The following is a 25,500-nucleotide window of genomic DNA, read 5'->3' as shown; positions in this document are numbered from 1 at the left end:
GAGGATGTAGGAGCAGACGATGGAACAATTAAGACAATTAGTGAATCAAGTCATTCAACAAGAAACGTTGAGCAGCGCCGTGCTTAGCCAATTGCGCAGCAAACCGGTTGAAGGATATTCCAAGGTGACAATGAAGCCGGTACGTGTTCGTGGACAACTGCAAATGCAGTTCGAATATCATTACGACAACAAGGTCACACACGACAATGTGCCGACGGAGGAGGCAGCGGAGCGGCTTATGTCTCTCTTAGAGATGACCTTCAAGCAAGCGCTCCTGCGAACGACGGAAGCGGACTATCAGGTGCTTATCAGCAAGAAATACAAGGTGGCTATTCGCAAGCAAGCTGCTGTCGTGAAGCAGGTCGACGTTTCTCATAACCGCAAGAAGCGGTATATATTGACAGAAGGCGATCCGGTCCCTTTTCTTATTGAACTCGGCATCATGAATAAAGATGGCAAAGTGCTGGCCGCCAAGTATGATAAATTTAAACAAATCAATCGTTTCCTCGAAATGGTCGCGGACATACTTCCCTACTTGCCGCAAGATCGAATGGTGCGGGTTATTGATTTTGGCTGCGGCAAATCGTATTTGACGTTTGCACTGTACCATTTTCTTCATGTTCAGTCCAAGCTGCCGATTCATATTGTCGGGTTGGATTTGAAAAAGGATGTAATCGAACACTGCGAAGCGCTGGCGCGTCGTCTCAATTATGATGGATTGTCTTTCCTCATGGGAGATATTGCCCAGTATGAAGGGGCTGACGAGGTTGATATGGTCGTCACCTTGCACGCATGCGATACAGCTACCGATGCGGCGCTGAATAAGGCGGTGCGTTGGGGCGCGCGCGTTATACTATCGGTTCCATGCTGCCAGCATGAGCTGAATAGGCAAGTAGAGCAGGATGTGTTGGCACCGCTCTTGTCTCATGGTATTTTGAAGGAGCGGTTTGCATCGCTTGCTACCGACGCGATTCGTGCCAAGCTGCTCGATTGCGTCGGATACCGGACGCAGCTGCTCGAATTTATCGATATGGAGCATACACCGAAAAATATTTTAATCCGGGCCGTTCGCGTTGAAGAACAGGACCTGTCGGAGGAGAAGGCGGATACCAATGCGAATGCGAATGCGAATGCGAATACGATTCGCATGACAACTCCGATAGATGCGCAGGCATGGCAACAGTATGAGGCGTTTCGGCAGCTTTTGCATGCCGATCCGTATTTGGAGCGGGCGCTGGGCGATATATTGTCGGCACGCGGATATCAGCGAACGACGTAAGACTAAGGAGGGCCTTCGCAGCGAAGGTCCTCTTTTTTAGATGCCTTCCTCCTGTGGTGTCACTTTCTCCTTCCCGGAGAAGGTATGTCCGTTCGAGCCTTTGCCTCGCTCTCCCCTCCAATCAGAACAGCAGCAACCCATTCTCCTATTAACGAGTAAGTTTCTTAGCGCTTCCGTTCCATGGTCCTTATATCCAATCTCCCATGCAGTCAGGAAGGATAACGACGAGAAAAGGCATACGTCAGGAAGGATCACTAACGTCTGAATTAAGGTACATACCGTTTCGTACAGACATCATGTCGTGAAGCGACTAATCTTGATGGCAGTAAACTCGGCAGCTTCCAGAGTCGTCATTGGTCGTACCGCATACTGATGAAAGGGGAGAATGAAGCAAAGGGGGAGAGAAAGCAAATCCCCTTCAGTCCAAACGACGCGCCGTTTTACTATCTATCGGAGCATTTCGTTAACTATGAAGAGTCGGTGCCTTGCTATTTGACAGGCGGTACGCATGTAACGTTTTTACAACCGTCGGCAAGGTTGTGATGACAATCCTTATGATGATAAAGCCTCGATTGAGGTTTTCTTAACCAGACGAAGCTGCAATAGCTAAAGAAGCTCGACTACTAGAAGCGTAACTCTTCAAAGATCGTCAATTTTGGACGATATAGAAACATGGGTAGTCGTGCCTATGATCAATCAGGCATCGGAGATGTGGCTGCATGTGCCGGGACGGGCGCATTCCCTTGCCGCACAAGACTAAGGCAGTTTATTAACGAACCGAAGTCCAACGTATAAGGGAGTGGTCCTCGGGCCGTGGGCCAGCGGACCTAAAGAGATGGTAGGAGGGCTTAAACAAATATGAAAGACACGTATTTTACAGATACCCCGGAGTATTTATTGATTACATTGCTTCATAGCCGAACCGTACTGGAGGGTGATAGCTGTGTTGCGACAGGTGTGTTATCCTATATGGAGGGCGATCTCATTGAGGTGGGATTGCCGGAATTCGAACGGTTTGAACTGGGAGAGGCGATCAAAGTCACCATTTATTCTCCAGTGGGTATTTTTAATTTTACTACGAAGGTTGTGGCGCGCCATCAAGGCTCGTTGTTAATCATTCATCCTCCTCAGCAGCAGCGGAAGTTCGCGGATAAGCGTGAATACCCCCGAATCGATGTGAATAAGCAAGGAGTTATTACTTCGAGACAGACGATGCAGGGCGAAATAAACGCGCTATCGACACCGGTTCAGATACATATTCAAGATATCAGCTTGAATGGATTGGGGTTTACGATGACCATGGGCAGCGCTTTAAGAGAAGGGATGCAGGCAGATGCAGAGCTGCAGCTCGGGTTTGTTCTGCCGTGCCGCCTGCATGTCGTCCGCCACTTTCCACGCGAAGAAGAGATGTTTTGCGGCGCAAAGCTCATACTGAACGATGACGAATCAATGCGCTCCTTGCGGGCGTTCATCCTGCGTGAGCAGATTAAGGCGCATATCGAGCGCAAGACGAAGCGGGAGATACGCGGATAAAGGAGTCGTAATGGGCATATCGCAGAACTAGATTCAGCCTATAGCATAATAGGAGTGAAAGGAGAAGATTCGACGTGACCAACGCTTCCAGAGGTGTTCGCACGCTTCTTATTTGGTTCCTGGGAGCACTTATCGTGCTTGCGGCCGTTCCATTCATGCCGTCGAAGGCAGAGGCTGGAGGAATGGTGTTCCCTGAGAAAATCTTCAGTACATATGAGGTCGATATTAATGAAGACAAGAATGAACCCATTCCACCTACAGTAACGGGAGCCACGTATCAGAATCTTTTTAATGCGAGTCCGGACATCGCTGAGATTAATGTAGATTTGACTCAGGGCAATGGGATATATGCGATACACCCGAAGCAAGCGGGAACGACCACGGTTCAATATGAATGGAAATTTCCCGATGACCGCATCATCGTGCATAAATTTACGGTAACCGTTACAGATGGAAATCTAATACCTCCCAGAATAAACATTGATCAAGAAAGAAATTTGAACAGTTATTTTTTGCTTAACGAAAGTGGAAATAACAATATGACTATTTCGCTTGATCGATTATTTACCTTCTCCCAACCGATAAATTGGGGGAACCCATCGTCATTGCATGTCATTGATGATATGAACTTATTTGTTATTGAGAAGAATCTTGTCAATTCTAAAGATATCGTATTAAAAAACAATAATCGTTCTGGCGATACTAGGGTCACTATAACGTTATCCGATATAACGGGAAAGAAAGCCGTTTATTATCTCGACATTACAACCAACTGGGAACCTGTGCCGCATCCTCAGCATGTCCATGTGTTGGTGCAGCAACCAATAACTATTTCCTTAGAAGAGCTAGGATTGTTCACTGATGCAGACGATGATAAATTGAGTTTTTCATTGCTTGGCCAACCTGTTTTTCAAGCCCGGATCGAACAGGATACATTGATCTTTCAGACCGATTCAACTGGAGAAACTTCGATTTATATAGAAGCTTCTGACGGGCGAAGAGGAAGCGCAATTGCAGAGTTAACAGTAACATCGTGGGCTTCGGAAGAATCAGGGATAGCAGGAACGTATCCGGAAACGGAGAACAACATCGTCCTGACAAACGTAACATCAGGATCGTATATTCTCGCTCCCATGCAAATGAAAGTGCCTGCGGAGGCAGAACTGAATCAATTGGTGTCGAGTGGAAAGGCGCGATCGGTTGAATTGACGGATGGCAACGAAGCTCGCATTTCGATTGATACAGCAAATGGTCTCCCTGAATTGGCTGCAGGAGACTATGGATTGTACAGGCTAGACAACTCTATTGTGTCTTTGGAGCAAGTTATACACACGATTAGTAAAGATATTATCTTGCAGCAACTTAAAGACATCGACGCGCGTTATGAGAATAACGGCGTAGATATTATGGATGCGAGAAGATGGCTCTTTGAGCATAAAAATACTTATTTTTATACCAAAGTAGTATTATCGTTAATACAATAAATTGTGCAGAGGTCAACCTGGGGTTGGCCTCTTATTGTTTCGAGCACACTGATGGCTACGAGAATAGATCTGATAGGAGGACGGCAGATGGACAGGGAAACAGGAAAACGGAATTGGGGGGTAAGCGCAGGCGCGGGAACAGTGTTCGCGGTGCTGCTGCTCTCGCTCTGGCAAAAAGGGCTATTCTACGATCGGGATACGCATTTGCTGTCGTTATTTTTATTCCTTATTTCTTTTATTGTTATCTTATATACGAGAAAAGTACGAATGACGCTGCCGCTGCTTATTACTGCGATTGTAAGTGTCTGTTACGCGATTACGCTCATGCTTCATCCGGCAAGTACATATGGAACGGAGATGCAACTGATTCGGTGGGTGATGTATGGTGCATGGGTTATTCTGCTTACTGCTCTATTGGATGGGCAGCGCGGTGGACGCGGATTTCGAATGGTGCTGGCGGGAACGGCCGTAGTTGGTCTCATTAGCAGTGTGAGCGCGCTGGCCATGCTGTACGATTATTTGCCATATAACTCCGGTGTCATGACGAGTCAGGATGCCCAATTGTCTGCTCTTGGGTTCCGGCTGTCGGGATTGGTTCAATATCCGAATACGCTAGGTGTCATTGCGGGGGCATTCGCACTGCTGCACTTGCATGGCATCACTGCCGGAAAAACGCTGCGGGATCGTGTCCTGGCCGCCATGCCCCTGCTGCCGCACCTGACCGTGCTCGGACTTACTGAATCGCGCGGGGCATGGCTCGCTTTTGCAGTGGTGTGGGCTGCTGGATATTCGTCCGCTCGCGGCCGCCGCACCCTTTATTTGCTGCACTCCGCATGGTTTGCGTGCTGGGCCTTGGCTGCTGTGGTGAGTACGGCTTCGCTGTGGCTGTCCGAGAGCTCACTCGTGCCGCTCCCCGTCATCGTTGCGTGGGCAGGCTCGATCGGATTATACATGTTGCTAGAGAGGCTTCGCTATCGCCGCCGAGCGTATGTGACCGGCTATGTCCTCATCATGGCGGCGCTGCTCAGCTGGGGCGCTATGATGATGCCATCCGGCGCGGCGAACCGGGTGACGGAGCATTATGAGACGGCTGGCGCCCGCACTTTATTTTACAAGGATGCCTGGGCGTTATGGCAGCGGAGTCCTTGGCTCGGCGCAGGCGGAGATGCGTGGCGGCAGCAGTTCGCAAGCATGCAGAGCGAGCCTTACGTTGGCAAGGAGGTGCACAGCAGCGTTTTCGATTTTCTGCTCGACATCGGAGTTGTCGGCACGCTGCCTGTGTTGACGCTCGCGGCCTTGGCGCTTGTCCTTGCTTGGCGCAGGCATGCGGGCCTCGGCATGGCTGGCGCCCTGATTATGCTGCACAGCGCGATTGACTTCGATCTGGCCTACGGCTTCATCACGCTGCTGCTGCTGCTCTTCCTTACTCTTGGCACGGATGTACATGGCGTTGCCGTGCCAAGGGACGAACCGCGGCGCGGGGGCCCGCTCGGGCGCCCAGGCGCCCGGCGCCGACGGCTTGCGGCGCTCGCGCTGGCCGCGCCGCTTGCGGCCGTGGCCGTGCTCGTGTCGTGCCACTTGGCGGCACAACACTTCGCGTCCACGGCCGCCGGCGCCACGGCGCAGCTGCACAGCGCGATGCGCCTGACGCCCGCGGACACGGCGCTGCGCATCGCCGTGGCGCGGCGCTTGCCGCCGCAGGAAGCGGCAGCCCTGCTTGCAGCGGGGCTGCGCTATGAGCGCGACGGCAAGGCGCTCTACCGCGAGCTCGCGCTGGCAAGCGAGCGCCGCGGCCGCGCCGAGGAAGCCGCCGCGTACTGGAAGGCGGCGGCGGACAGCGACCGCTTCGACCGCGTCCTGCAGACGGAAGCGGTCGAGCGGTTAGCGGCAGCGGCGCGCAAGGCGTCGCTGCAGGGCGACCGCCAGACGGCGGGCCTGCTCGCGAACGCGGCCGCGGAGCGGTTCCGCAGCTACGAAGCGGACGTGCGCCGCGTGGAGGCGATGCCGCATCCAGCGAACGGCAAGCGCTTCGCCATGACCGAAGAGGCGAAGCGGGCATTCGCCTCTATCTATTCGCTGATGTCCGAGCCGCCTGCGAACTAGGCGGAAGGAGGAGGGATAAGCACCCATATGCGTTTGGCCGTTCGCTCATACCGTGTAGCATAATGAACGGAAGAAGACATCCGCATGAGCATGGGCACACGAGTCCCTCCATTGAAGGATCCTCAGTTGAAGGGAGAAGCAGCGCAAAGCCGTGATCTCAAGACGGTGCATGAGAAGCAAGTGTGTGCCCTATCCTTAATCGGTTCACCGTCGTCTAGGTGCAGTCGAACGGGGTGCCGTTCAGCACGCCGGGATTTTTTGCGCGCGTCTTCGCGGGGAACCGCCTGATCTCCACCCGATCCTTCGATCGCTTCGGAGTAGTGCGCTTCAATAACATTAGCACGCTGACCAACGTTGCGCTGACGATTCAAATCTTCAACAGCAACGGCGTATTGTTCCGTACGCGCAGAGTGCCCGCCGACGTCGAAGCCTTCGCCGTCATCGGCTAAATGCAACGCCAACGACCGATCTCCTGTGAATAGGGATCGGTTGTTTTTCTTGTCGTGCTATTCACTTATCTTGAACCTTGGCCTGTCGCCATGCGACTGCATGACAGCCGCCTATTCCTTCACCGCACCGAGCACGATGCCGTGCACAAAATATTTTTGCGGAAATGGATAAATGGCTAGTATCGGAATCAAGCTGATAAAGATTTGCGCGATTTCACAGTGCGCTGGGACAACTTCTTCACTGTCTCCGGGTCCATGTTCGTGAAGTCGGTCTGCACAACGATCGTCTGCAGCAAGGTAGCAAGCGGCAGCTTCTCCACTTCGCGCATATAACTCAGTCCGTCAAAGTAGGAGTTCCAGTGATGTGATGCTGCGCAAAGCGTACAACGAACGCCTCGTTCAAGATGTGCGGACGAATTATGATGATGGCAGACTCATTACGCAGAGCGCGGCAGCGGATCAGCCGGGAGCTCACGATGCTTCGATGGAGCCGCTCGACGTGGCGGCCTGGACGATGTATTTTGGTGTTTTTCATGGCGGGACGCCTTATGAAGGTACGCGTGACTTCTTAGAGGAAGCCCACCGCCTATGGCCGGACAAACCGATTCTGAATACGGAGTTCGGACAATGGAGTCAGCAAGACAATAGCGAGGGCGATAAGCAGTCTGGCATTTATAACGATACGATGAAAACGTTGATGGAGCGGGCTGCAGTGACATCGGAAGGCGAGGCCAATCCGCACGGATTCGTTGCTGGCATCGACTGGTGGTCGATGTACAACTGGTACGTGAACCACAGCCAATGGATTCAGACGAGGGGGCTGGTGCATATGGATCGGGAGCAGGAAAAAGATGTAGCTGATCTGCTCCGCAATGATTACGGCCGGCTTGCCGAGCAGACGAGGTAAGCGGTCTGCAGACCGCCAAGGGCGCGAAGAATGCTGGATCCCATGTAAGCAGGGGGCCTTCATTCTATCGCGTCTTTTCTTATAGAGATTTTTTTTAATCCACATTTTGAACTTTACTTATATTTGAACTTTTACTTAAAAAGGTTACAACTGGCACATTAATATTGGTTATCGTAATTGACTACGTTGCGAGCTGGCTCGCCTTGAGTGAGGTAAGTCTGCAAGTTCTCGATAAACAATGCCGTCACCCGTTCCTTCAGCTGATCTGTATTCCCGCCGATATGCGGGGTGATGATGACGTTGTCCATCGACCATAACGGATGATCCTCAGGCAAAGGCTCGATATCGAACACGTCCAATCCGGCGCCGCCGAGATGGCCTTCCTGCAGGGAGCGCACGAGCGCGTCCGTCTCGACTGTCGTGCCGCGGCCGACGTTGATGAACAATGCTCCTGCTTTCATTGCCGCAAAGCGCACTTCGTCGAACAGTCGGAGCGTTCGGTCCGTCTTCGGCAGTACATTGACGACAACGTCGCTCTCTTCCAATACCTTGTCCAGCTCTTCAAGCGAATAAATAGCTTCGACATATGGGGCCGATCGCTTCGAACGGCGTACGCCGATAACGCGCATGCCGAACGCTTGGGCCAGGCGGGCAATTTCTGTACCGATATGGCCAACTCCGATAATGCCTATCGTCTTCCCTGTCAGCTCGGTGAAATGCCCCTCTTTATTCCACGAGCGCTGCTGCTGATTGCGAATAGCCCATGGGAGCCCGCGCGTGAAGGCAAGCAGCATCGCGAACACCGTCTCCGCCATCGGTACAGGGTGAACGCCCCCGGCATCGGTGAGCATGATCCCTTTCTCTTGCAGTGCTGCAAACGGCATGTAGTCCGCACCCGAAGACCATAGCTGAACCCAACGCAGCTTGGAATCCTGCTGAAGACATTCCTCCGCGGCAGTGCCGCACCAGCCCAGAATGACTTCCGCATCGCGGTAGACGCTTCGGTCCAGCTCATTCGGCCGCCCGAAGAGGATGCTCCATTCCGGCGCCGCCGCGCGGATGCGCTCTTCTTGTTCTGGCGTTAATCCGTGCAGGCAAATCATGTTGCTCATCTGACTTCCTCCTCCTCCTATGCTCCTTTATAGAGCTTTTCACTTTTGAAACACGTGTAATGTTCAAATTCCTCATCGACCTTTGAAATTCCTGTTTCACAGCAACATTCCACTGTAATCGCTGAAAAACGGCCAGATCCACTTTATAAATTACAGTCTACATGCCATTCAGCCGATCAATCACTACCTTTAATTGTATATTTTCCAACGGGGCTGTCGCAGACAGAGCGACCATAGCAACAAGAACAGCGCTAAGGACAAGCGCCCACCGCATGCAAAAAAGGCTGCCAGGACAATGATGCGCGGCAGCCTTGCATTCAAGTCAATCATCCGCCGAAGGATTGGCGGAAGCAAGTAGACAGCTTCGTCCGATCCACATTCCACAGGTCAGCGAGAGCGCCGCTAACGGCTTCGTCGAACCAGTCGGCAAGCTTCTTGCGGTTATTCGCGTTCTCGTGTACCCAGATCAGATTGGCAATGACCCTTTTGTAATACAAATCTTCCCCTTGCTTCATCAGCTCGTCGGATATCCAGACATTCATTCGTTTTACCGTGCGATACAACTCATTGTTGCAGGCGCGGCGAATCTTTCTCGCGGATGGGAGGGACATGGCGTGGCGTTCTTTGGGTGCTTTCAACGTGTGACAAGCTCCTTTCCTGCGGATATGCTACAGCATATGCAGGATTGAGGCCTGTGGTTGCTTTCCCAAGTTGATTGCGAGACCTCTGATGTTAATCGACGACGATATAGCCGATCATCGGGCCTTCGTGGCTCGCATCGGAATGAGTCAGACAGACGATACGGTATATCCCCTCCTTCGCATTAAAGGACACGACCGTTTCTTTGTTTTTTTCCACCGTTCCGCGCAGGTTCAGGCCTTCGATGACGAAATCGTGCTTATTGCCGTTCACGCCGCGTATGCGCAGCTCTACACGCTCGCCGTCATTGGCGAATACGGTACCGGGATCGAAGCGGTATACTTCCATGTCCTGACCGTTATCCAGCTTCGTCTTGAATTCTCCGGTAACCATGTGAATGACGCGTACGGCCTGTACCGCGGCTTGAGTCTCACGTTCCGTCCGCAACGTCTCATAGCGCCAGAATGCAGCCGCAACCATAACGGCAACGACAGCAATGACGCCTAGGCGCCACTGCTTGCGGGACACTACCCAAAAACGGGACATAACTGCACAACCTCCTCTAAATGAAGTGAACTTTTAATAGATGAAATGCGGATGACTTCGACAATTCCTAGTACAAGTCGTGCTAGTCCATATGTATGCCGCTTCTTTGGGGGTCATGCCAGCTGTTGGAGTCATGTCCACTCATATGGTAGAATAAACTGGTACAAAAACAGAGGAGAGAAGCGTGCCGTGGAGATGATCCATCAAATAGTCAGTTCGCTGCTGAATTGGGTGCAGCAGCTTGGGGAATGGGGAATTATGCTGGGGCTCATGATTGAGGTTATTCCCAGTGAGATTGTGCTGGCGTACGGGGGATTTCTAGTTTCGACTCAGCAGATTAATTTTATTGAAGCTGTTATTTTCGGTGTCATCGGCGGCGTGCTTGCGCAGCTTTTTGTGTACTGGATTGGGAGATACGGAGGCAGACCGTTTCTGGAGCGTTTCGGGAAGTACATACTGATTAACAAGCATCATATCGACAAATCGGAGGAATGGTTTCAAAAATACGGAGCGGGGGTCATTTTTAGCGCGCGGTTCGTTCCAGTCGTCCGGCATGCGATCTCGATTCCGGCCGGAATTGCCAGAATGCCGGTATGGCGCTTTACGGTGCTTACGACATTGGCCGTCATCCCGTGGACGATATTTTTCGTCTACTTAGGATTTGTGCTCGGAGACAAATGGGAGACGATAAATGAAGCGGCAGCTCCTTATGTAAAGCCGTTCATTTTAGTTGCGTTAGCCATCCTTATCGTGTATGTTGTCATTAAATATACTAAATCCAGGAAGAAGGCGGGGAAGCGGAAATGAGCAAAAACGTTGCTGGCGTTCTAGGCAAAGGCATATCACCACAAGCATTCATCGATAGCATGCAAAAAAACAAAGAGGCGTTTCTCTCGTGGTACGAGCAATTCGAATGGGCGAATGAAGAGGATAAAGCGTACTTCGAATCGCTCCAATTCCGTGACGATATCCGTTGCCTTATCTTGGCGGCAGACTGGTGCGGAGACGTCGTTCGCAACGTTCCGGTCGTGTTCCGGGCGCTGGAGACGGCGCAGATGCAGACTGAAGTGCTCATTATGGAGCAATTCCCTGACGTGATGGATGAATTTCTTACGATGGGTGGACGTTCGGTTCCTATCGTTATTTTTGCGGATACCGGGGGGCACGTACTGGGGCAATGGGGACCTCGCCCAAGTGATGTTCAGGCGCACATGGTTGCATTTAAGCAAGCGAATCCGGATCGTGAAGCATCGGATTATCAAGACAAACTTCAAGTGGTCAGACAGCAGATGATGAAGCAATACGGTGAAAGCGCTGCTTATCATGCCCGCGTTGTTTCCGAATTGAGAGAGCTGCTGTCCGCCCTGTAATGATCTAAGGCGGAGGTATATCATGTTTCGTATTCAAAGTTATTCATTGGGACCCGTGCAGACGAATGCCTATGTGCTCACGAATGAAACGACAAATGAAGCGATCGTCATCGACCCGGGGATGAACCCGGAGCCGCTTCTGGAAGCGCTGAAGGGCGTTTCTGTCAAGGCCATACTGTTGACGCACGCCCATTTCGATCATATTGGGGGCGTAGATCGTGTACGAGAAGCACATGGCGATTGTCCGGTGTACATACATGAACGGGAAGCGGAATGGCTTACGACGCCAGAGTTGAACGGCTCTACAATGTGGCCGCAGGTGTCGCCTCCGATGTCGATGAAGCCTGCCGAGCATTTGCTGCAGGACGGCCAGACGGTAGAACTGATCGGACATACCTTCCATGTTATGCATACGCCGGGTCATTCCCCGGGCAGCGTCAGTTTCCTGCATGAGAAGCATCTTTTCTCGGGAGACGTGCTGTTCCGCACGTCCGTGGGACGCACCGATTTGCGGGACGGCAATATGGAGCAGCTGCTGCAGTCCATCCATGGGAAGCTGTTTCCGTTAGCTGATGACGTCACCGTATATTCGGGTCATGGACCTGTGACTACCATCGGTTATGAGAAGGAACATAATCCATTTGTGTAAAGGCGGTTGTTCAAAAATTTCCTTCTTCGGGAATGCTTCCGATGCGGTTTTCTCACGAAAACTTGCACTACTCGGTGCTGAAAGGTGATCTTTTTGAACACGCATGAAAAGATAACTATCCTAGCACGGCTCGTCGATCCTTGGGGTTCGAACGGGCCGTTTTTTTGTTCCCGAATGCGACCAACGAAGGCGGTCGGCCGTTGGCGGAGACAGGCGTTCGTGGTATGATTAAATATAATTGTTGATGACTGTTAGGAAGGGGAACCCTATGATTTCGATGATGAAGCAGGAATGTGAAAGCCGGATTTCCCGGCTGCAATCGGTCATGAAGGAACAATCTATCAATGCCTTTCTTGTCACGCAAAATATAGATATCTACTATTTTACCGGGTCGATGCAGACGGGGTATTTATTCATCCCACAGAGCGAGGAACCGGTATTTTTCGTAAAACGAAGTGTTGCGCGCGCCATTGAGGAGGCTTGTGTTCCAGTGCTGCCGCTTGGCTCGTTCCGGCAGTTCGCTGAGACGCTCGCAGCACAGTTTCCTTCAGTGTGGCCGCTCTCAAGCGCTGAAGGCAGCATTGCGCCAGCTGTCATTGCTACGGAATATGATGTGCTGCCCGTTCAACAGTATGAGCGGCTTCAAGCGGTTCTTCCCGCGAATGTGACTTGGACCGACGGGTCTCTCCTGCTGCGCGAGCTGCGCATGGTGAAATCGCCATGGGAAGTTGAACGCATCATGACAGCGGCACGAGCGGCGCATCACGCTATGGAGCAGGCGGCTGCTTACGTGCGGCCGGGCATGATGGAGCTGGAGCTTATCGCTCATATTGAGTATGCCTTCCGCATGCAGGGACATATCGGCATGATTCGCATGCGCGGCTACAATCAAGAGCTCGTGACAGGCATGGTAGCGTCTGGCGAAGCGGGAGCGGAGCCGACCTATTTCGACGGTCCCGCGGGCGGGCGCGGCTTGACGCCGGCCAGTCCTCAAGGCTCGAGCCGCAAAGTTATCGCTGTCAATGAGCCGATTCTGGTCGATATCGGCTGCTGCATTGACGGATACGTTATCGACCAGACCCGCACGATCGTCATCGGGAAGCTCGATGATGAGCTTCAGCAGGCGTATGAGGCTTCTGAAGCTATATTGCGGGCGGCGGAAGAGCGTTTGAAGCCCGGTATCGTTTGTGAGACGCTGTATGCCGACGCGCTGGAAATGGCGCGGAATTACGGCTTGTCTGATCATTTTATGGGCTTTGGGGCAGATCAAGTGAGATTTCTCGGTCACGGCATCGGGATGGAAATCGATGAATGGCCTGTTCTGGCCCGCGGCTTCAGGCAGCCGCTCCAAGCGGGAATGGTCATCGCGATTGAACCCAAATTTACATTTCCAGGCCGCGGCGTAGTCGGAATCGAGGATACATATCTGATTACAGAGACTGGATATAACCGGTTGACGACGGCGCCGGGAGGATTGATTTCCATTCCAGCTCCGCAGTAGCCGGGAGGGGAAACTTTTCATATCGTTTATCGTAATATAGTAGTATCTATTCGCCAGAGCAGTGCGTATACATTTACAGGACCCATAAATTTTAGTACCATAGTAAAAACAGCATACGGATGGGAGGCATGGACAATGCTGCATTTGGGAGAGAAGGTAGTTATTGTAGCCGACCGTTTCGAACAACATTTGCCTATCGGGGAATATGGCTATATCATTGCCCATGACCGCAATGCGGATAACGCATTCGATTACGTCATCCGGGTTCCGAAAGCAAACCGCAACTTCTTCGTGCCGGCATCTGATGTCGAACAAGAAGACCTGCTGCTGCAGCAGGAAGCGGACCGCATCGAACGGGAAGCTCTTATCGATTATGCCCTTGCGACCCGCAATGAATCTTTGTTCCGCCGCATCATGAACGGTGATACTGCGGAAGAGGAAGAAGAGCAGGTTCAAGAAGCTTTGTCTCAGGAAGAGTTTGTACGCCAAGTGAATTTACGCGCTTGGATTTAATGAAGAACCGAACACCGAGCACTGGATCTCATCTGGTGCATCGGTGTTTTTTTGTGGATTGGCAGCGCTTGGATCCAGGGCGATCAGAAGCGCCTTGATAACAGCGCCGCATTAACGGAATCGCGCGTTGAGTTGAATGCCCTTCTAAGCTATAATAAAGGGATGAATTTGGCCATGATGGCGCAAGGAGGAGCATGTTGCCGATGAGCATCCACGTACAGGACGTTGAACACGTCGCCAAGTTGGCAAGACTCAATTTGAGCGACGAAGAGAAAGAACGCTATACGGAACAACTGAACGCTATACTGAAGTATGCGGAGAAGTTGAACGAATTAAATACGGATGACGTCTCGCCGACGACGCATGTTCTGCCGATTCGGAACGTGATGCGTGAGGATGAAGTTCGTCCATCGTTACCGATAGAGAAAGTAATGGCTAACGCACCGGAGGAAGAAGACGGACAATTTAAAGTTCCGGCCGTATTGGAATGAAGTGATAAGGGAGGATATCCGCATTGACGCCACTTGAGATGTCTATATCGGAATTAAAGCAAGCTTTAACGGATCGCAAGCTGTCTGCTTCCGAATTGGCGGACGCGTCGTATCGACGCATCGCTGAGACGGATGAGCGCGTGCAAGCGTTCCTTACTCTGAATGAGGAAGGCGCTCACGAGCAGGCAAGCCTTACTGACGGCCGCATCGCACAAGGAGAAGCCGTCGATATTCTGGCTGGTGTACCGGCCGGTATTAAAGATAACATCGTGACCGTGGGACTGCGCACGACTTGTGCAAGTCGCTTCTTGGACAATTATAATCCTATTTATGATGGAACCGTCTCTCGCAAGCTGAGAGACGCGCAAGTCGTTACAATCGGCAAGCTGAATATGGACGAATTTGCAATGGGCGGTTCCAATGAGAACTCCGCCTTCAAGAGCACGCGCAATCCTTGGGACTTGGAACGTGTGCCGGGCGGATCCAGTGGCGGTTCCGCTGCAGCCGTTGCCGCAGGACAGGTGAGCTTCGCGCTCGGTTCGGATACGGGCGGTTCCATTCGTCAGCCGGCCTCCTACTGCGGTGTCGTCGGGCTCAAGCCTACATACGGCCTCGTATCGCGCTTTGGCTTGGTGGCGTTTGCGTCCTCGCTTGACCAGATTGGCCCGTTGACGAGAAGCGTTGAGGATGCTGCTCATGTGCTGCAAGCGATCGCGGGTTATGACAAGATGGACTCTACTTCGGCTGATGTCTCTATTCCTGAATACGCGGAGGCGCTCACTGGTGACGTGAAAGGTCTGCGCATCGGCGTGCCGAAGGAATACATTGGACAAGGCGTCGACCCGAAGGTGAAAGAAGCTGTGCTAGCCGCATTGAACGTATTCGAGAGCTTAGGCGCGACGTGGGAAGAAGTGTCCATGCCGCATACCGATTATGCGGTAGCGACGTACTACTTGCTGGCTTCATCCGAAGCCTCGTCCAACTTGGCGCGCTTCGATGGCGTTCGCTACGGTGTGCGCGCGGACAATCCAGACAACCTGCTGCAGCTGTATCACGAGTCACGGAGCCAAGGCTTCGGTCCGGAAGTGAAGCGCCGCATTATGCTAGGAACCTACGCGCTCAGCTCCGGCTATTATGATGCGTATTATTTGAAAGCCCAGAAAGTGCGTACGCTCATCAAACAAGATTTTGATGAAGCGTTTAACCAATACGATATTTTGCTTGGACCTACTGCGCCGACGACGGCGTTCCGCCTGGGTGAGCAAATTGATGATCCGCTTGCCATGTACTTGAATGATATTTTGACGATTCCAGTCAGCTTGGCAGGAGTGCCTGCGATAAGCATACCGTGTGGCTTGGCAGACGGCTTGCCGGTCGGATTGCAGCTCATCGGCAAGGCGTTCCAAGAGACGACCGTGCTTCGCGCAGCCCATGCGTTCGAGCAGCACACCGAGTACCATAAGCTGCGTCCGCAGCTGTAATTGAGGAGGTTTGAGACATGCCGAGTGCAAAATATGAAACGGTTATCGGCTTGGAAGTGCACGTCGAGCTGCATACCAACTCGAAAATTTTTTGCGGCTGCTCCACGGAATTCGGAGCCCCGCCGAACACGCATACTTGCCCGATTTGCTTGGGGCATCCCGGCGTCCTGCCGGTATTGAACCGCCAAGCGGTGGAATACGCGATGAAAGCTGCGATGGCGCTCAATTGCGAGATTGCGTCGGTCAGCAAATTCGACCGTAAAAACTATTTCTACCCTGATTCGCCGAAGGCATATCAGATTTCGCAGTATGACAAGCCAATCGGAGAGAACGGCTGGATTGATATTGAAGTGAATGGCGAGACGAAGCGTATCGGCATCAATCGCCTGCATCTGGAGGAAGACGCAGGAAAGCTGACACACGTTGATGGAGGTTACGCTTCGTTGGTTGACTTTAACCGCGTCGGTACGCCGCTGGTCGAGATCGTGTCAGAGCCTGAGCTGTGTTCTCCTGAAGAAGCGAAAGCTTACTTGGAGAAAATGAAGGCCATTATGCAGTACTGCGACGTGTCCGATGTGAAGATGGAGGAAGGCTCACTGCGCTGTGATGCCAACATCAGCTTGCGTCCTCACGGACAGAAGGAGCTTGGCACGAAGGCCGAGCTTAAGAATATGAACTCGTTCCGTGGCGTGCAGCGGGGATTGGAATATGAGGAAGAACGCCAAGCAGATATATTGGATGAGGGCGGCCTTGTCGTTCAAGAAACCCGCCGCTGGGATGAAGCGCAAGGACGCACGCTGTCTATGCGCAGCAAGGAAGAAGCACACGATTATCGCTATTTCCCAGACCCGGATCTCGTTACGCTTCATATCGATGACGAATGGAAAGAGCGTGTGCGTGCCTCTATTCCGGAACTGCCGGATGCTCTCAAAGCACGGTACACAGCCGAATATGGCTTGTCCGCATACGACGCGGAAGGGATTACTTCCTCCAAGAAGCTGGCCGATCTCTTTGAAGAAAGCCTTCAATATACGAAGGATGCCAAAGCGGTGGCGAACTGGATTATGGGTGAGTTGCTCGGATATGTAAATGGCAACGGAATCGAAATCGATGCCGTGAAGCTGAACGGACAAGGCTTGGGCGAGATGATTGGGTTAATCGAAAAAGGGACGATCAGCAGCAAGATTGCAAAGACGGTGTTTAAGGAAATGCTGGAGTCCGGTAAATCTCCGCAAGTTATTGTGGAAGAGAAAGGTCTCGTTCAAATTAGCGATGAAGGCGCAATTAAAGCGATCGTAGAACAAATTATTGCGAAGAACCCGCAATCTGTTGAAGATTATCGTGCAGGCAAGGAAAAAGCAATCGGATTTCTCGTCGGTCAAGTTATGAAGGAGACTAAAGGGAAAGCCAATCCGGGGCTTGTCAATCAACTTCTTGTCGATTGCTTAAAGCAGGCGTAACACTGATCGAGTAGCGGTCAACAAGATAAGCATCTGCAAGAGCGGAACAACTGGCTGTGTTCATTCCTTTTCACAGATGGAAGGATACGGCGGATGTTCCGCTTTTTGCTCAATAATTCATTGGAGAGGCTGTTCGAAAAGCTCCCCTTTTGAACACGAATTCGGAGCAAGGACGGAGGTGTGGTCATGATTAAGCAGTTGGAGATGAATGATGAGGAGACGCTGGAACAGCTCTGGTACCTGCAGCAGCTGGCTTACCGCATCGAAGCGGACATTCTCGGCTTTGATCGGATTCCACCGCTGATGGACACGATCGAGGACTTGCGGCAGACGGTTGAAAAGTTCTACGGCTGGTGGGATGGTGTTGAATTAGTCGGCGCCTTGTCTTATGAAATGGTTACGCCCACGATTATGGATATTTGCCGTTTGATGGTGCGTCCCGATCATTTCAGGCAAGGAATCGGCTCAGAGCTATTAAAGTTTGCGCTTCAATGCCCCCAGATGTCGATATTTCGCATTGCTACAGGTGTCCGTAATCTGCCTGCGTTGAAGCTGTATGAACGTGAAGGCTTTCGGGCAGTGCGCGATGAGGAAATAGCATCAGGTGTATGGCTTCGCCATTTGGAGAAAGTAATGACCTTCGAGTAATAGAAGTTGTTCTAAAAGCCCCCTTTTGACCATTATTTTAGGTGCTCATGCAGTTTCGCTAGCGAATGCTTCCGATGCGGTTTTCTTGCGAGAACTTATACTTCTCAGTGCTGAAAAGGGTCCTTTTTGAACACGCACTAATACTTTGCTCTTGGGCCCGAACTCGATTCTGCTTCAAGTCTCCCCGTCGTCAGCATACGGCAGCCTAGACTAAAGTCGGTGAAACCTTCCTAGACTCAGGAAGGTTTCTTTCGTTTCTTACTCCAACGTACAATAGAGATAAGCAAATTAGTACGGTATGGCGAGAGTGAAAAGGCCTACCTTGGGCAGTGGAGGAAAGGAAGTCGACGTAACGTGTATCGTGAGCTGATGAAACAATCGGATGAGCTGCTGGTGCAGCATGTATTGGAAGGCAATGAGGAAGCAATGCGTATAATGGTGGAAAGACACCGTCCCTTTGTGTTAACGTGTATTTGTCGAACGATTCAAGATCGTTTTTTAGCGGAGGATATTGCACAAGAAGTGTTGGTGAAAGCCTATCGCCATCTGCATACCTTTCGCGGGGATTCTAAATTTACGACATGGCTTTATCGATTAACGAAAAATCAACTCATTGATTCAATACGCAGGCAGCATAAAGGAGGCCAGGTGGAACGGTTGGAGCCGTACCATGTCGTGTCTCTACAATTCCATGATGTATCGGAAATGCCGGAAGAACAAGTAATGAAGCGGGAATGTTGCGAAGAAGTGCGCCGTACGCTGCGCTCGCTGCCCGATAAATATAGGATGGTAATGGAGCTTTATCATATGCGGGAGCGCACGTATGCCGAAATAGCCGAAATGCTGGAAATGCCCGTAAGAACGGTGGAAACTCGACTGTACCGTGCCAAGACGCTCTTTAAGCGCAAATGGACAGAAAGCGTTGGAGCAGGGGTGTTTTGAGCAGGGGTGTTATGAGGAGGGATGAAGATGGAAGATACGGAACGTAAAGGATTCAACAACCCGCAGAACAATAATGATCAAGATGATAAGTTAGGCAATGAGCAGGAAGAACAGTTTCTCCGGCGTCGCATGGCCTATTTGGAACGGATGCGTCGCTCTCATCAAGGACGCAGAGATGTTCCCCCTTATAATGAGATGCCGCCGGTACCCCCAGTCCCGCCGATGTATGGGACGATGCCCCCGAAGAAGAGTAAGTTCGTCGCGTCGCTGCTCTCATTTATTTTTCCTGGGGTAGGGCATTTCTATTTAGGGTTAATGCAGCGGGGATTAATTATCATTATGCTGTTGGCGCTCGATATTGTAGCAATCGTATATTTTTCTGCCGTCGATGCGAAAGTAAATGTACCTCTGATTGTGCTGCTTGCTTTAATGCTCCCTGTTATTTATTTCTTTAACTTATTTGATGCGCTGCAAAGTACAGAGAGGGTTAATCATCAAGCGATGTACGGAACGACAGAACATGTGCGCCAAGGACCTTGGCTCGGATTGCTCCTTCTGTTCGGGGGATTCATCATGCTGCTGTTCACGGTTGATCCGGTGTGGCTGCGATGGTTCTTCACCTATGCGGGTTCCTATGCCGGAGCAGCGGTGCTCATAGGCGGAGGGATTTTCTTGTTGGTAAAAGAATCGAGAAAAAGACGTTAAAAGAATGTGTTCAAAAAGTTTTTTTTGAACAACCTCTAGCAGGACGTAAGGAGTTGGACTTCAGTGTTTAAGGTGGGTCGATTTACCGCATCGCTCTTGCTTGTTACGGTAGGTTGCATGCTGCTGATGGACCAGTTGTTCGGATTTCACAGCATGAACCAGCTGCTCCTGTGGTGGCCTCTTATCTTCGTGCTGTGGGGTGTAGAATATATATGGTTTGGAATGCGCCATAAGGATAAAGACGGCAAACGACAATGGAAGATGGATTGGCTAGGTATGTTTGTCGCCATATTCATTACAATATCAGTGTTCACCGTATCACAGCCGGCTTTATTCCGTGATTGGGTCAGAAGCATTCAATTTGATTTCTCCATGATGAAGGAAATGACCAAGGGTGAAGGAATTCCATTTAAGCAGCCCAAACAGACGCATCCCATTTCCAACCGTGTGGAACAACTAGTCGTACGCAATAATATTGGCAATGTATACATTCGTTCCTCAGCCGCCGCCGAGGTGGAAGTGGAGACGACCGTCGTCGTGGACGGTGCAAGTCGTGAAGATGCGCAACTTCTTGCCGATAAATCACGTACACAAATAAAGACACTCATACCGGACAAGAAGCTGATGATTGAAGGCGTGCCCGCCCGGAATGTAAATAATCAACAGCAAGTACGTATGGATATTATCGTTACGGTTCCGGAGACATTAACTTGGAAGACGCATGTTCAATCCAGTAACGGAGACATTCGCATCGAACAAATGAATGGTGGGGTCGAAGCTAAGACGAAGAATGGAGTTGTTCAGCTTCAAGATATCTCGGGACCCGCTCTGACGGATACATTGAACGGCGATGTTTTCGTTAAGCAAGTCCAGGGTGATGTGCACGCTACTACATTGCACGGCAATGTCTACCTAAATGATATAAACGGAGACATAATAACAGAGACGAAGAATGGAGATATCGAGATAAACCAAGCCGCGCGCGGTATCCAAGCTGAGACATTGAGCGGCGACTTGCTCGTTGAGTCTGACGTCATTGAAGGTGACTGGAAGCTGCAGAGCTTGGCGGGAGATTCGATGATACGGATTCCAGAGGATGCGAATGTACACATCGTTGCAACCAATCTATTCGGCGATGTCGATACGAATTTTCCACTCGATGTAATGGACAATAAAGTGGAGGGTTCATTAGGAAATGGAGCCTTTCAGTTATCTTTGGAGACAAACGGAGATATTAGCATATTAAAACGTTAACTGTGCGTCATATATTAGCATTGACAACAAAAAGAACTTCCCCGTACAATGGACATATAGAAATTATTTTCTGATAATCGTTACAATGTACGATTTGAATTCCCGAATCTTTACAATGTGAGCGTAGAAGGCGGTGGACAGGATGAAAACGCGGGTTCAAAATGCATTGGAGCAATTAAAAATGTCCGGAGTACGCATCACGCCACAGAGACATGCAATTCTAGCCTATTTGATGGATGCTATGACTCATCCGACAGCGGATGAAATATATCGAGCGCTCGAACCGAGATTCCCGAGCATGAGCGTCGCTACGGTCTATAACAACTTGAAGTTGTTTATCGAGGCCGGGCTCGTTCGTGAATTGACTTATGGGGATAGTTCTAGTCGCTTTGATGCGGACGTGTCAGACCATTACCATGCCATCTGTGAGCAATGCGGTAAGATCGTTGACTTCTCCATACCTTATTTGGAATCAGTGGAGCAGACGGCGGCGGAACGGACTGGCTTTGTCGTACGAGGCCACCGTATGGAAGTGTACGGAGTATGTCAAGCTTGTGCGGAATCAGCTTCCAGCAAGTAGAGAAGCCTTTCGCTATGATTATGTAGAAATGAACCATGCGCGCAGCATTTATTTGCTTGCGCGCTTTTTATATTTTATACACGATCTTTATCAAGACAAACAGGGGAGCAGGAGTGACGACATTATGGGAAACAGAGGGAGGCGGCCAAGCGTTCCGCACAATCGTTCTGAGCAGCCATACGGCAGGACGACCCGATCTACAAAGAAGAAACGGGGTTGCGGCGGGTGCTTGTTTATTTTGATTGGGATCGGCATACTTACCGTCAGTATATGGAAGGGACTTGATGGATGGTGGCCGAATAACGAGATTGCAGAATCGGACATGTCTAAAGTGGAGCAGCCGCTCACATGGAACGGAGCGTGGAGCGGTTATGGTACGAAGGGGCGCGGGGAAAAGCTGCTAATACCGCTAGAAGCGCTGCAGAAGAAGCTTCCGATCGTCTATGAGGCAGCATCGGACACGGTTATATTGACTAGTGCGAAAGATGTGGCCTCGCTTCAGCTCGAACAGTCAAAAGGAACATGGAACGGGAGAACGAAAAATTGGGATGCGGCTGCGGTAAGTATAGACGGAGATGTGTATGTTCCTGTCGGCGTGCTTCAAGTAATGTATGGACTTCAAGCCAAGCAGTATCCTTCCAATGGGGCCGTACAGCTTCGTTTTCCCGGGCAAAGCTTGCAGGCAGGCGTAATCGCCGAGCAGAAGAATGCGGATGATATGGTTACGATGAGACAAGAAGCGGATAAACGCTCGGCCATCGTACAGAAGTTGTCTGGCGGATCGGAGCTGACAATATGGAAAGAACGCGATGAGTGGGTATATGTCGAAGCAGATGGAGGAGCTTTTGGTTACTTGCCGAAGAAGGATGTACAGTACACGGATAAAAACGTAGTTCCAGATGTGAAACCGGCACCGAAGCCGCGATTCGTAGAGGAGAAGAAATCTGTCAGTCTCGCGTGGGAAGCTGTATATTCTCGCAATCCGGATCCGGCGAAGCTGCCGTCCATGCCTGGAACGAACGTAATTAGCCCCACGTGGTTCAGCTTAGCTGATGATGAAGGGAACGTTCAGAGCAAGGGTGATCTAAGGCTGAGCAATTGGGCTCGCCGCAATGACAAAGAGGTATGGGCACTGTACAGCAACAGCTTCGAGCCGGAGCGTACGACGGAAGCATTGTCTACATTTGAAAGACGAAGCCGGACGATTGAACAGTTGCTGCGATTGGCGGAGCAATATCAGGTCGATGGAATTAATCTTGATTATGAGAACGTAAATGTGGAAGATCGGGATCAATTAACGCAATTCGTGCGGGAGCTGACACCTCGAATGCATGCTCAAGGCTTAGTCGTCTCCATAGACGTTACCGCCAAGTCGAGCAGTGGTCGCTGGTCGCAATTTTTAGACAGGGAAAAGCTTGGTGAGGTCGTAGATTTCATGATGGTCATGGCTTACGATGAACATTGGGCAGCAAGCCCCATCGCGGGCTCAGTCGCTTCTTTACCATGGGTGGAGCAATCTGTATCTCGTATAATGGAAGAAGATAAAGTGCCGGCACACAAGCTGGTGCTCGGAATGCCTCTGTATACGAGAATATGGACGGAAGAAGTGAAGAATGGAGAAACGAAGGTAAGCTCCAAGTCGGTTGGCATGCGAACGATTCAAGAACTGCTGCAGGAGCAGAAGCTGAAGCCTGTTTTCTCGGAGCAAACCGGTCAAAACTATGTCGAGTTCAAAGAGGATGGCGTCGTAAAAAAAATATGGATTGAAGATGAGCGCTCTGTTCGCTCGCGGATTGTGCTTGCGCAGCAGCTTGGATTGGGTGGAATCGCAGTCTGGGCACGCAGCTTTGCCGATTCGGATATATGGAACGCGCTACGGTACCCGGCGTCATAACTTTATAATCCTTTATCAAATAAGAAAGCCGTCTGCTCATATGCAGGCGGCTTCACTAATACGGCCCAACGTTCACGTGAATGTGAATGTGTTGAACGGTCTGTGTACATTGGTTATGTATGCTGTACACTTGTTGTTTCTATTTGCTCTCTTCCAATTGTGATGCTTGAACTTCATTGTCTTCGAGTGACGGTTCGGCAGTTGCCTTGTCAGGATCCAGCGTCAGGATGGTCCGGCAGAACATGCAACGATCCGTTTTGCCAAGCATTTTGGTCTGGCGTCCGCATTCCGGACATTGCAGCACGACTGCGCTAGTAGAGAGCATCCCTGCCCAGAAGTAAATGGCCACGCTGCCAAGCAGCACGATCATGCCGAGGACCATGAATACTCCGGCAAAGGCTCTACCCTGCAAGCCCCACATTAAAATTCCTGCAGTGCCAAGCACCATCATTCCCATACCGGCTAGAGTAAGGACAAGACCCCAAAGACGGAACTCGTTAATTTTGCTCGTTCTGAAAATACGATGTTTCATTGCAGCCCCCCCAATCGTGTATGAAAATGTTTTTGAATTAGAAGGAAAGAGAGATTCTATGTAGAATTATAAACTATCATTCGATGTAAAAGAAAGCCAAAAAGCGTGGGATAGAGAATGAAACAAGTAATAGATGACTCAATTGACCAATTGTCCGGTGCGGCAAGCGTGAGCGGTGTTCTTGTCCTTAAGCGCAATCAGCTTGACGGAGAAATGCATGAGCATACCGAATGGGACTGTTACATACTGGTTATCGACGAAGAGTGTCCGTCTCATCCTTATCATGCAATTCAAGTTTCGAACGAAGAGCGGTCTGTTACACGTTGGACCTGCGTTCATCCTGATGAGTGGGAAGAGTGGATTACATCTATAGAAGTTCAGCCATTTATATCTTCCTTTGGACGAGCGGATATTATAGTAGATCGCAGCGGTACGCTAACTGCATGGCGGAAACGGCTTGAGGAGCACAAGAAGGCATCGGCACACCTGGAGTATATGAAGACGTATGCTTGTTTTCTGGATTCTCACACTCAGGCGAAGCATTTTTTACAGATGGATTACATGCTCGATGCTCACCGCTATGTAGATCAAGCATTTTATTACTGGGCGCGCCTTGTTGTTATGGAACAGGGGGAAATGCCGCGTGCTGCATTATGGCAGCAAGTCAAATGTCTTAATTTAGGCGTGTATAAGATGTACGAAGAGTTTACGATGAGTTCGGAATCCATGTCGCAGCGGATTCAGCTTGCGCTGCTAGCTTGTGAATTTTCATTGTCGTCGAAGATTACGGAAAGCTGTGCGCCGTTATTGGAATGGATAAAGCAAGCTCAGGGCCCTGTGCCGATGGCGAACATTATGCAGCATGCCGAGTTCAAGTGGCTGGGGAAATACTTGCCGACGCTGTTGAAGAAGCTCGTTCACCGTGGATATCTTGATGAGAAGTTGGTGGAGCACACGACGCCATATGGGAATTTGGGCAACGTGCAAGCTTATGAATGGGTTGGATAAATGCAGAGCACAATAGGGTGTGAAGCTGAAGCTACATTTGGCAACAATGTAGCTTTTTATTTTTTCTGAAATAACTGTTGACTCTCAAAGTGAATATGTGATACATTAATACTCGCCCTTCTTGAGAGAGCAACTTTTTAAAACTTACGCTTTGAAAGAGGCTGAAAAAAAGTTATGAAAAATGCTTGACTTTGAAACGGTGAACATGATATATTATAAGAGTCGCTGCTGAACAAAGCGACTTGATGAAGCGAGTGAGATTGAGGCTTGAAAGGCCTTGAAGCAGCAAGCTTCGCTGGAATGAAGATTGTTCTTTGAAAACTGAACAACGAGTGAAACGTTTGTGTAATAGAGGTTAACAACCTCGTCAGCAATACATGAGCAAGTCAAACTAACTTTAACGGAGAGTTTGATCCTGGC

Annotated in this window: 27 protein-coding genes and 1 pseudogene; 20 read left to right on the top strand and 8 right to left on the bottom strand. The window is 50.6% G+C overall.

All coding sequences use genetic code 11. The features are described 5' to 3' along the window. The first annotated feature begins 19 nt into the window (after positions 1-19). From M3650_RS23155 to M3650_RS23140, 4 genes are all read left to right on the top strand, one after another. Positions 20-1,279 (top strand): class I SAM-dependent methyltransferase, encoded by a 1,260-nt coding sequence (locus tag M3650_RS23155; RefSeq protein ID WP_251578195.1) that lies wholly within the window; start codon positions 20-22, stop codon positions 1,277-1,279. 858 nt (positions 1,280-2,137) lie between these two features. After that, positions 2,138-2,812 (top strand): PilZ domain-containing protein, encoded by a 675-nt coding sequence (locus M3650_RS23150; protein WP_019421705.1) that lies wholly within the window; start codon positions 2,138-2,140, stop codon positions 2,810-2,812. A gap of 74 nt (positions 2,813-2,886) precedes the next feature. Continuing rightward, entirely contained in the window at positions 2,887-4,296 is a 1,410-nt protein-coding gene (locus M3650_RS23145) for a glycerol-3-phosphate responsive antiterminator (protein ID WP_251578193.1), read from the top strand. 87 nt (positions 4,297-4,383) lie between these two features. Then, positions 4,384-6,399: an O-antigen ligase family protein gene (locus M3650_RS23140; protein ID WP_251578191.1), complete on the top strand. Its 2,016-nt coding sequence runs from the start codon at positions 4,384-4,386 to the stop codon at positions 6,397-6,399. Positions 6,400-6,521: 122 nt separating this feature from the next. Here M3650_RS23140 and M3650_RS23135 read toward each other — a convergent pair whose 3' ends face one another. Together M3650_RS23135 and M3650_RS23130 are read right to left on the bottom strand one after the other, a co-directional pair. Then, the gene (locus tag M3650_RS23135) at positions 6,522-6,860 is read right to left on the bottom strand and encodes a hypothetical protein (RefSeq protein WP_251578189.1); all 339 of its coding nucleotides are present in this window, start codon (positions 6,858-6,860) and stop codon (positions 6,522-6,524) included. Positions 6,861-6,959: 99 nt separating this feature from the next. Further along, positions 6,960-7,210, bottom strand: a pseudogene (locus M3650_RS23130) (carbohydrate ABC transporter permease); the annotation flags it as partial. A 2-nt stretch (positions 7,211-7,212) separates the two neighbouring features. On the opposite strand from M3650_RS23130, the gene M3650_RS23125 reads away from it, so the two are divergent. Then, positions 7,213-7,755 (top strand): hypothetical protein, encoded by a 543-nt coding sequence (locus tag M3650_RS23125; protein WP_251578187.1) that lies wholly within the window; start codon positions 7,213-7,215, stop codon positions 7,753-7,755. 158 nt (positions 7,756-7,913) lie between these two features. On the opposite strand, the gene M3650_RS23120 is transcribed toward M3650_RS23125, so the two are convergent. The 4 genes from M3650_RS23120 to M3650_RS23105 form a co-directional block, all read right to left on the bottom strand. Then, a complete protein-coding gene (locus M3650_RS23120) occupies positions 7,914-8,867 on the bottom strand; it encodes a D-2-hydroxyacid dehydrogenase (RefSeq protein ID WP_251578185.1) in 954 nt (317 codons plus the stop codon). A 189-nt stretch (positions 8,868-9,056) separates the two neighbouring features. Next, complete coding sequence (locus M3650_RS23115) at positions 9,057-9,197, bottom strand: hypothetical protein (protein ID WP_251578183.1); 141 nt, start codon at positions 9,195-9,197, stop codon at positions 9,057-9,059. Next, on the bottom strand, positions 9,194-9,505 hold the full coding sequence (locus tag M3650_RS23110) for a hypothetical protein (protein WP_019421714.1): 312 nt from the start codon (positions 9,503-9,505) through the stop codon (positions 9,194-9,196). The genes M3650_RS23115 and M3650_RS23110 overlap by 4 nt, the downstream gene beginning before the upstream one ends. 94 nt (positions 9,506-9,599) lie before the next feature. Continuing rightward, complete coding sequence (locus M3650_RS23105; protein ID WP_251578181.1) at positions 9,600-10,052, bottom strand: cupredoxin domain-containing protein; 453 nt, start codon at positions 10,050-10,052, stop codon at positions 9,600-9,602. A gap of 195 nt (positions 10,053-10,247) precedes the next feature. Here M3650_RS23105 and uptA point away from each other — a divergent pair, with 195 nt between their 5' ends. From uptA to M3650_RS23035, 14 genes are all read left to right on the top strand, one after another. Next, entirely contained in the window at positions 10,248-10,859 is a 612-nt protein-coding gene (gene uptA / locus M3650_RS23100) for an undecaprenyl phosphate transporter UptA (RefSeq protein WP_233698301.1), read from the top strand. After that, complete coding sequence (locus tag M3650_RS23095; protein WP_251578177.1) at positions 10,856-11,422, top strand: thioredoxin family protein; 567 nt, start codon at positions 10,856-10,858, stop codon at positions 11,420-11,422. Before uptA ends, M3650_RS23095 begins: the two co-directional genes overlap by 4 nt. 22 nt (positions 11,423-11,444) lie before the next feature. Next, positions 11,445-12,071 carry an MBL fold metallo-hydrolase gene (locus M3650_RS23090; RefSeq protein ID WP_019421718.1) on the top strand — a complete coding sequence of 209 codons (627 nt, stop codon included), beginning with the start codon at positions 11,445-11,447 and terminating at the stop codon, positions 12,069-12,071. A gap of 268 nt (positions 12,072-12,339) precedes the next feature. After that, positions 12,340-13,572, top strand: a complete 1,233-nt coding sequence (locus M3650_RS23085) for a M24 family metallopeptidase (protein ID WP_251578175.1) — start codon at positions 12,340-12,342, stop codon at positions 13,570-13,572. A gap of 135 nt (positions 13,573-13,707) precedes the next feature. Continuing rightward, positions 13,708-14,085, top strand: coding sequence for a hypothetical protein (locus M3650_RS23080; protein WP_019421720.1), 378 nt, complete (start codon positions 13,708-13,710; stop codon positions 14,083-14,085). 203 nt (positions 14,086-14,288) lie between these two features. Further along, on the top strand, positions 14,289-14,576 hold the full coding sequence (gene gatC, locus M3650_RS23075; RefSeq protein ID WP_019421721.1) for an Asp-tRNA(Asn)/Glu-tRNA(Gln) amidotransferase subunit GatC: 288 nt from the start codon (positions 14,289-14,291) through the stop codon (positions 14,574-14,576). A 23-nt stretch (positions 14,577-14,599) separates the two neighbouring features. Further along, on the top strand, positions 14,600-16,057 hold the full coding sequence (gene gatA / locus M3650_RS23070; protein ID WP_251578173.1) for an Asp-tRNA(Asn)/Glu-tRNA(Gln) amidotransferase subunit GatA: 1,458 nt from the start codon (positions 14,600-14,602) through the stop codon (positions 16,055-16,057). A 17-nt stretch (positions 16,058-16,074) separates the two neighbouring features. Then, a complete protein-coding gene (gene gatB / locus M3650_RS23065) occupies positions 16,075-17,517 on the top strand; it encodes an Asp-tRNA(Asn)/Glu-tRNA(Gln) amidotransferase subunit GatB (RefSeq protein WP_251578171.1) in 1,443 nt (480 codons plus the stop codon). A gap of 186 nt (positions 17,518-17,703) precedes the next feature. After that, the gene (locus M3650_RS23060) at positions 17,704-18,165 is read left to right on the top strand and encodes a GNAT family N-acetyltransferase (RefSeq protein ID WP_251578169.1); all 462 of its coding nucleotides are present in this window, start codon (positions 17,704-17,706) and stop codon (positions 18,163-18,165) included. Between the two features lie 369 nt (positions 18,166-18,534). Further along, positions 18,535-19,107, top strand: a complete 573-nt coding sequence (locus M3650_RS23055) for an RNA polymerase sigma factor (RefSeq protein WP_251578167.1) — start codon at positions 18,535-18,537, stop codon at positions 19,105-19,107. 27 nt (positions 19,108-19,134) lie between these two features. Next, positions 19,135-19,812: a hypothetical protein gene (locus M3650_RS23050; RefSeq protein ID WP_233698243.1), complete on the top strand. Its 678-nt coding sequence runs from the start codon at positions 19,135-19,137 to the stop codon at positions 19,810-19,812. Between the two features lie 63 nt (positions 19,813-19,875). After that, positions 19,876-21,066: a DUF4097 family beta strand repeat-containing protein gene (locus tag M3650_RS23045; protein WP_251578165.1), complete on the top strand. Its 1,191-nt coding sequence runs from the start codon at positions 19,876-19,878 to the stop codon at positions 21,064-21,066. Between the two features lie 142 nt (positions 21,067-21,208). After that, positions 21,209-21,646, top strand: a complete 438-nt coding sequence (gene perR, locus M3650_RS23040; RefSeq protein ID WP_251578163.1) for a peroxide-responsive transcriptional repressor PerR — start codon at positions 21,209-21,211, stop codon at positions 21,644-21,646. A gap of 124 nt (positions 21,647-21,770) precedes the next feature. Continuing rightward, positions 21,771-23,540 carry a glycosyl hydrolase family 18 protein gene (locus tag M3650_RS23035; protein WP_251578161.1) on the top strand — a complete coding sequence of 590 codons (1,770 nt, stop codon included), beginning with the start codon at positions 21,771-21,773 and terminating at the stop codon, positions 23,538-23,540. A gap of 139 nt (positions 23,541-23,679) precedes the next feature. On the opposite strand, the gene M3650_RS23030 is transcribed toward M3650_RS23035, so the two are convergent. Further along, complete coding sequence (locus M3650_RS23030) at positions 23,680-24,072, bottom strand: YgzB family protein (RefSeq protein WP_251578159.1); 393 nt, start codon at positions 24,070-24,072, stop codon at positions 23,680-23,682. 117 nt (positions 24,073-24,189) lie between these two features. On the opposite strand from M3650_RS23030, the gene M3650_RS23025 reads away from it, so the two are divergent. After that, positions 24,190-25,080 (top strand): hypothetical protein, encoded by an 891-nt coding sequence (locus M3650_RS23025; RefSeq protein WP_251578157.1) that lies wholly within the window; start codon positions 24,190-24,192, stop codon positions 25,078-25,080. Positions 25,081-25,293: 213 nt separating this feature from the next. On the opposite strand, the gene M3650_RS23020 is transcribed toward M3650_RS23025, so the two are convergent. Further along, the coding region (locus M3650_RS23020; protein WP_251578155.1) for a hypothetical protein at positions 25,294-25,500 on the bottom strand (207 nt) is incomplete at its 5' end.

The sequence above is a fragment of the Paenibacillus sp. MER TA 81-3 genome, assembly GCF_023713585.1.
Lineage (GTDB): Bacteria > Bacillota > Bacilli > Paenibacillales > Paenibacillaceae > Paenibacillus_B > Paenibacillus_B profundus.
This window is presented reverse-complemented; position numbering and strand designations above follow the sequence as displayed.

Excerpts from the sequence above, each read along its gene's own strand:
- M3650_RS23060 (WP_251578169.1), top strand. The coding sequence starts at position 17,704 with ATGATTAAGCAGTTGGAGATGAATGATGAGGAGACGCTGGAACAGCTC.
- M3650_RS23150 (WP_019421705.1), top strand. The coding sequence starts at position 2,138 with ATGAAAGACACGTATTTTACAGATACCCCGGAGTATTTATTGATTACA.
- gatC (WP_019421721.1), top strand. The coding sequence starts at position 14,289 with ATGAGCATCCACGTACAGGACGTTGAACACGTCGCCAAGTTGGCAAGA.
- M3650_RS23095 (WP_251578177.1), top strand. The coding sequence starts at position 10,856 with ATGAGCAAAAACGTTGCTGGCGTTCTAGGCAAAGGCATATCACCACAA.
- uptA (WP_233698301.1), top strand. The coding sequence starts at position 10,248 with ATGATCCATCAAATAGTCAGTTCGCTGCTGAATTGGGTGCAGCAGCTT.
- M3650_RS23050 (WP_233698243.1), top strand. The coding sequence starts at position 19,135 with ATGGAAGATACGGAACGTAAAGGATTCAACAACCCGCAGAACAATAAT.
- M3650_RS23120 (WP_251578185.1), bottom strand. The coding sequence starts at position 8,867 with ATGAGCAACATGATTTGCCTGCACGGATTAACGCCAGAACAAGAAGAG.
- M3650_RS23025 (WP_251578157.1), top strand. The coding sequence starts at position 24,190 with ATGAAACAAGTAATAGATGACTCAATTGACCAATTGTCCGGTGCGGCA.
- M3650_RS23085 (WP_251578175.1), top strand. The coding sequence starts at position 12,340 with ATGATTTCGATGATGAAGCAGGAATGTGAAAGCCGGATTTCCCGGCTG.
- M3650_RS23140 (WP_251578191.1), top strand. The coding sequence starts at position 4,384 with ATGGACAGGGAAACAGGAAAACGGAATTGGGGGGTAAGCGCAGGCGCG.
- M3650_RS23155 (WP_251578195.1), top strand. The coding sequence starts at position 20 with ATGGAACAATTAAGACAATTAGTGAATCAAGTCATTCAACAAGAAACG.
- M3650_RS23055 (WP_251578167.1), top strand. The coding sequence starts at position 18,535 with ATGAAACAATCGGATGAGCTGCTGGTGCAGCATGTATTGGAAGGCAAT.
- perR (WP_251578163.1), top strand. The coding sequence starts at position 21,209 with ATGAAAACGCGGGTTCAAAATGCATTGGAGCAATTAAAAATGTCCGGA.
- M3650_RS23090 (WP_019421718.1), top strand. The coding sequence starts at position 11,445 with ATGTTTCGTATTCAAAGTTATTCATTGGGACCCGTGCAGACGAATGCC.
- gatB (WP_251578171.1), top strand. The coding sequence starts at position 16,075 with ATGCCGAGTGCAAAATATGAAACGGTTATCGGCTTGGAAGTGCACGTC.
- M3650_RS23035 (WP_251578161.1), top strand. The coding sequence starts at position 21,771 with ATGGGAAACAGAGGGAGGCGGCCAAGCGTTCCGCACAATCGTTCTGAG.
- M3650_RS23105 (WP_251578181.1), bottom strand. The coding sequence starts at position 10,052 with ATGTCCCGTTTTTGGGTAGTGTCCCGCAAGCAGTGGCGCCTAGGCGTC.
- M3650_RS23080 (WP_019421720.1), top strand. The coding sequence starts at position 13,708 with ATGCTGCATTTGGGAGAGAAGGTAGTTATTGTAGCCGACCGTTTCGAA.
- M3650_RS23115 (WP_251578183.1), bottom strand. The coding sequence starts at position 9,197 with ATGATTGACTTGAATGCAAGGCTGCCGCGCATCATTGTCCTGGCAGCC.
- M3650_RS23030 (WP_251578159.1), bottom strand. The coding sequence starts at position 24,072 with ATGAAACATCGTATTTTCAGAACGAGCAAAATTAACGAGTTCCGTCTT.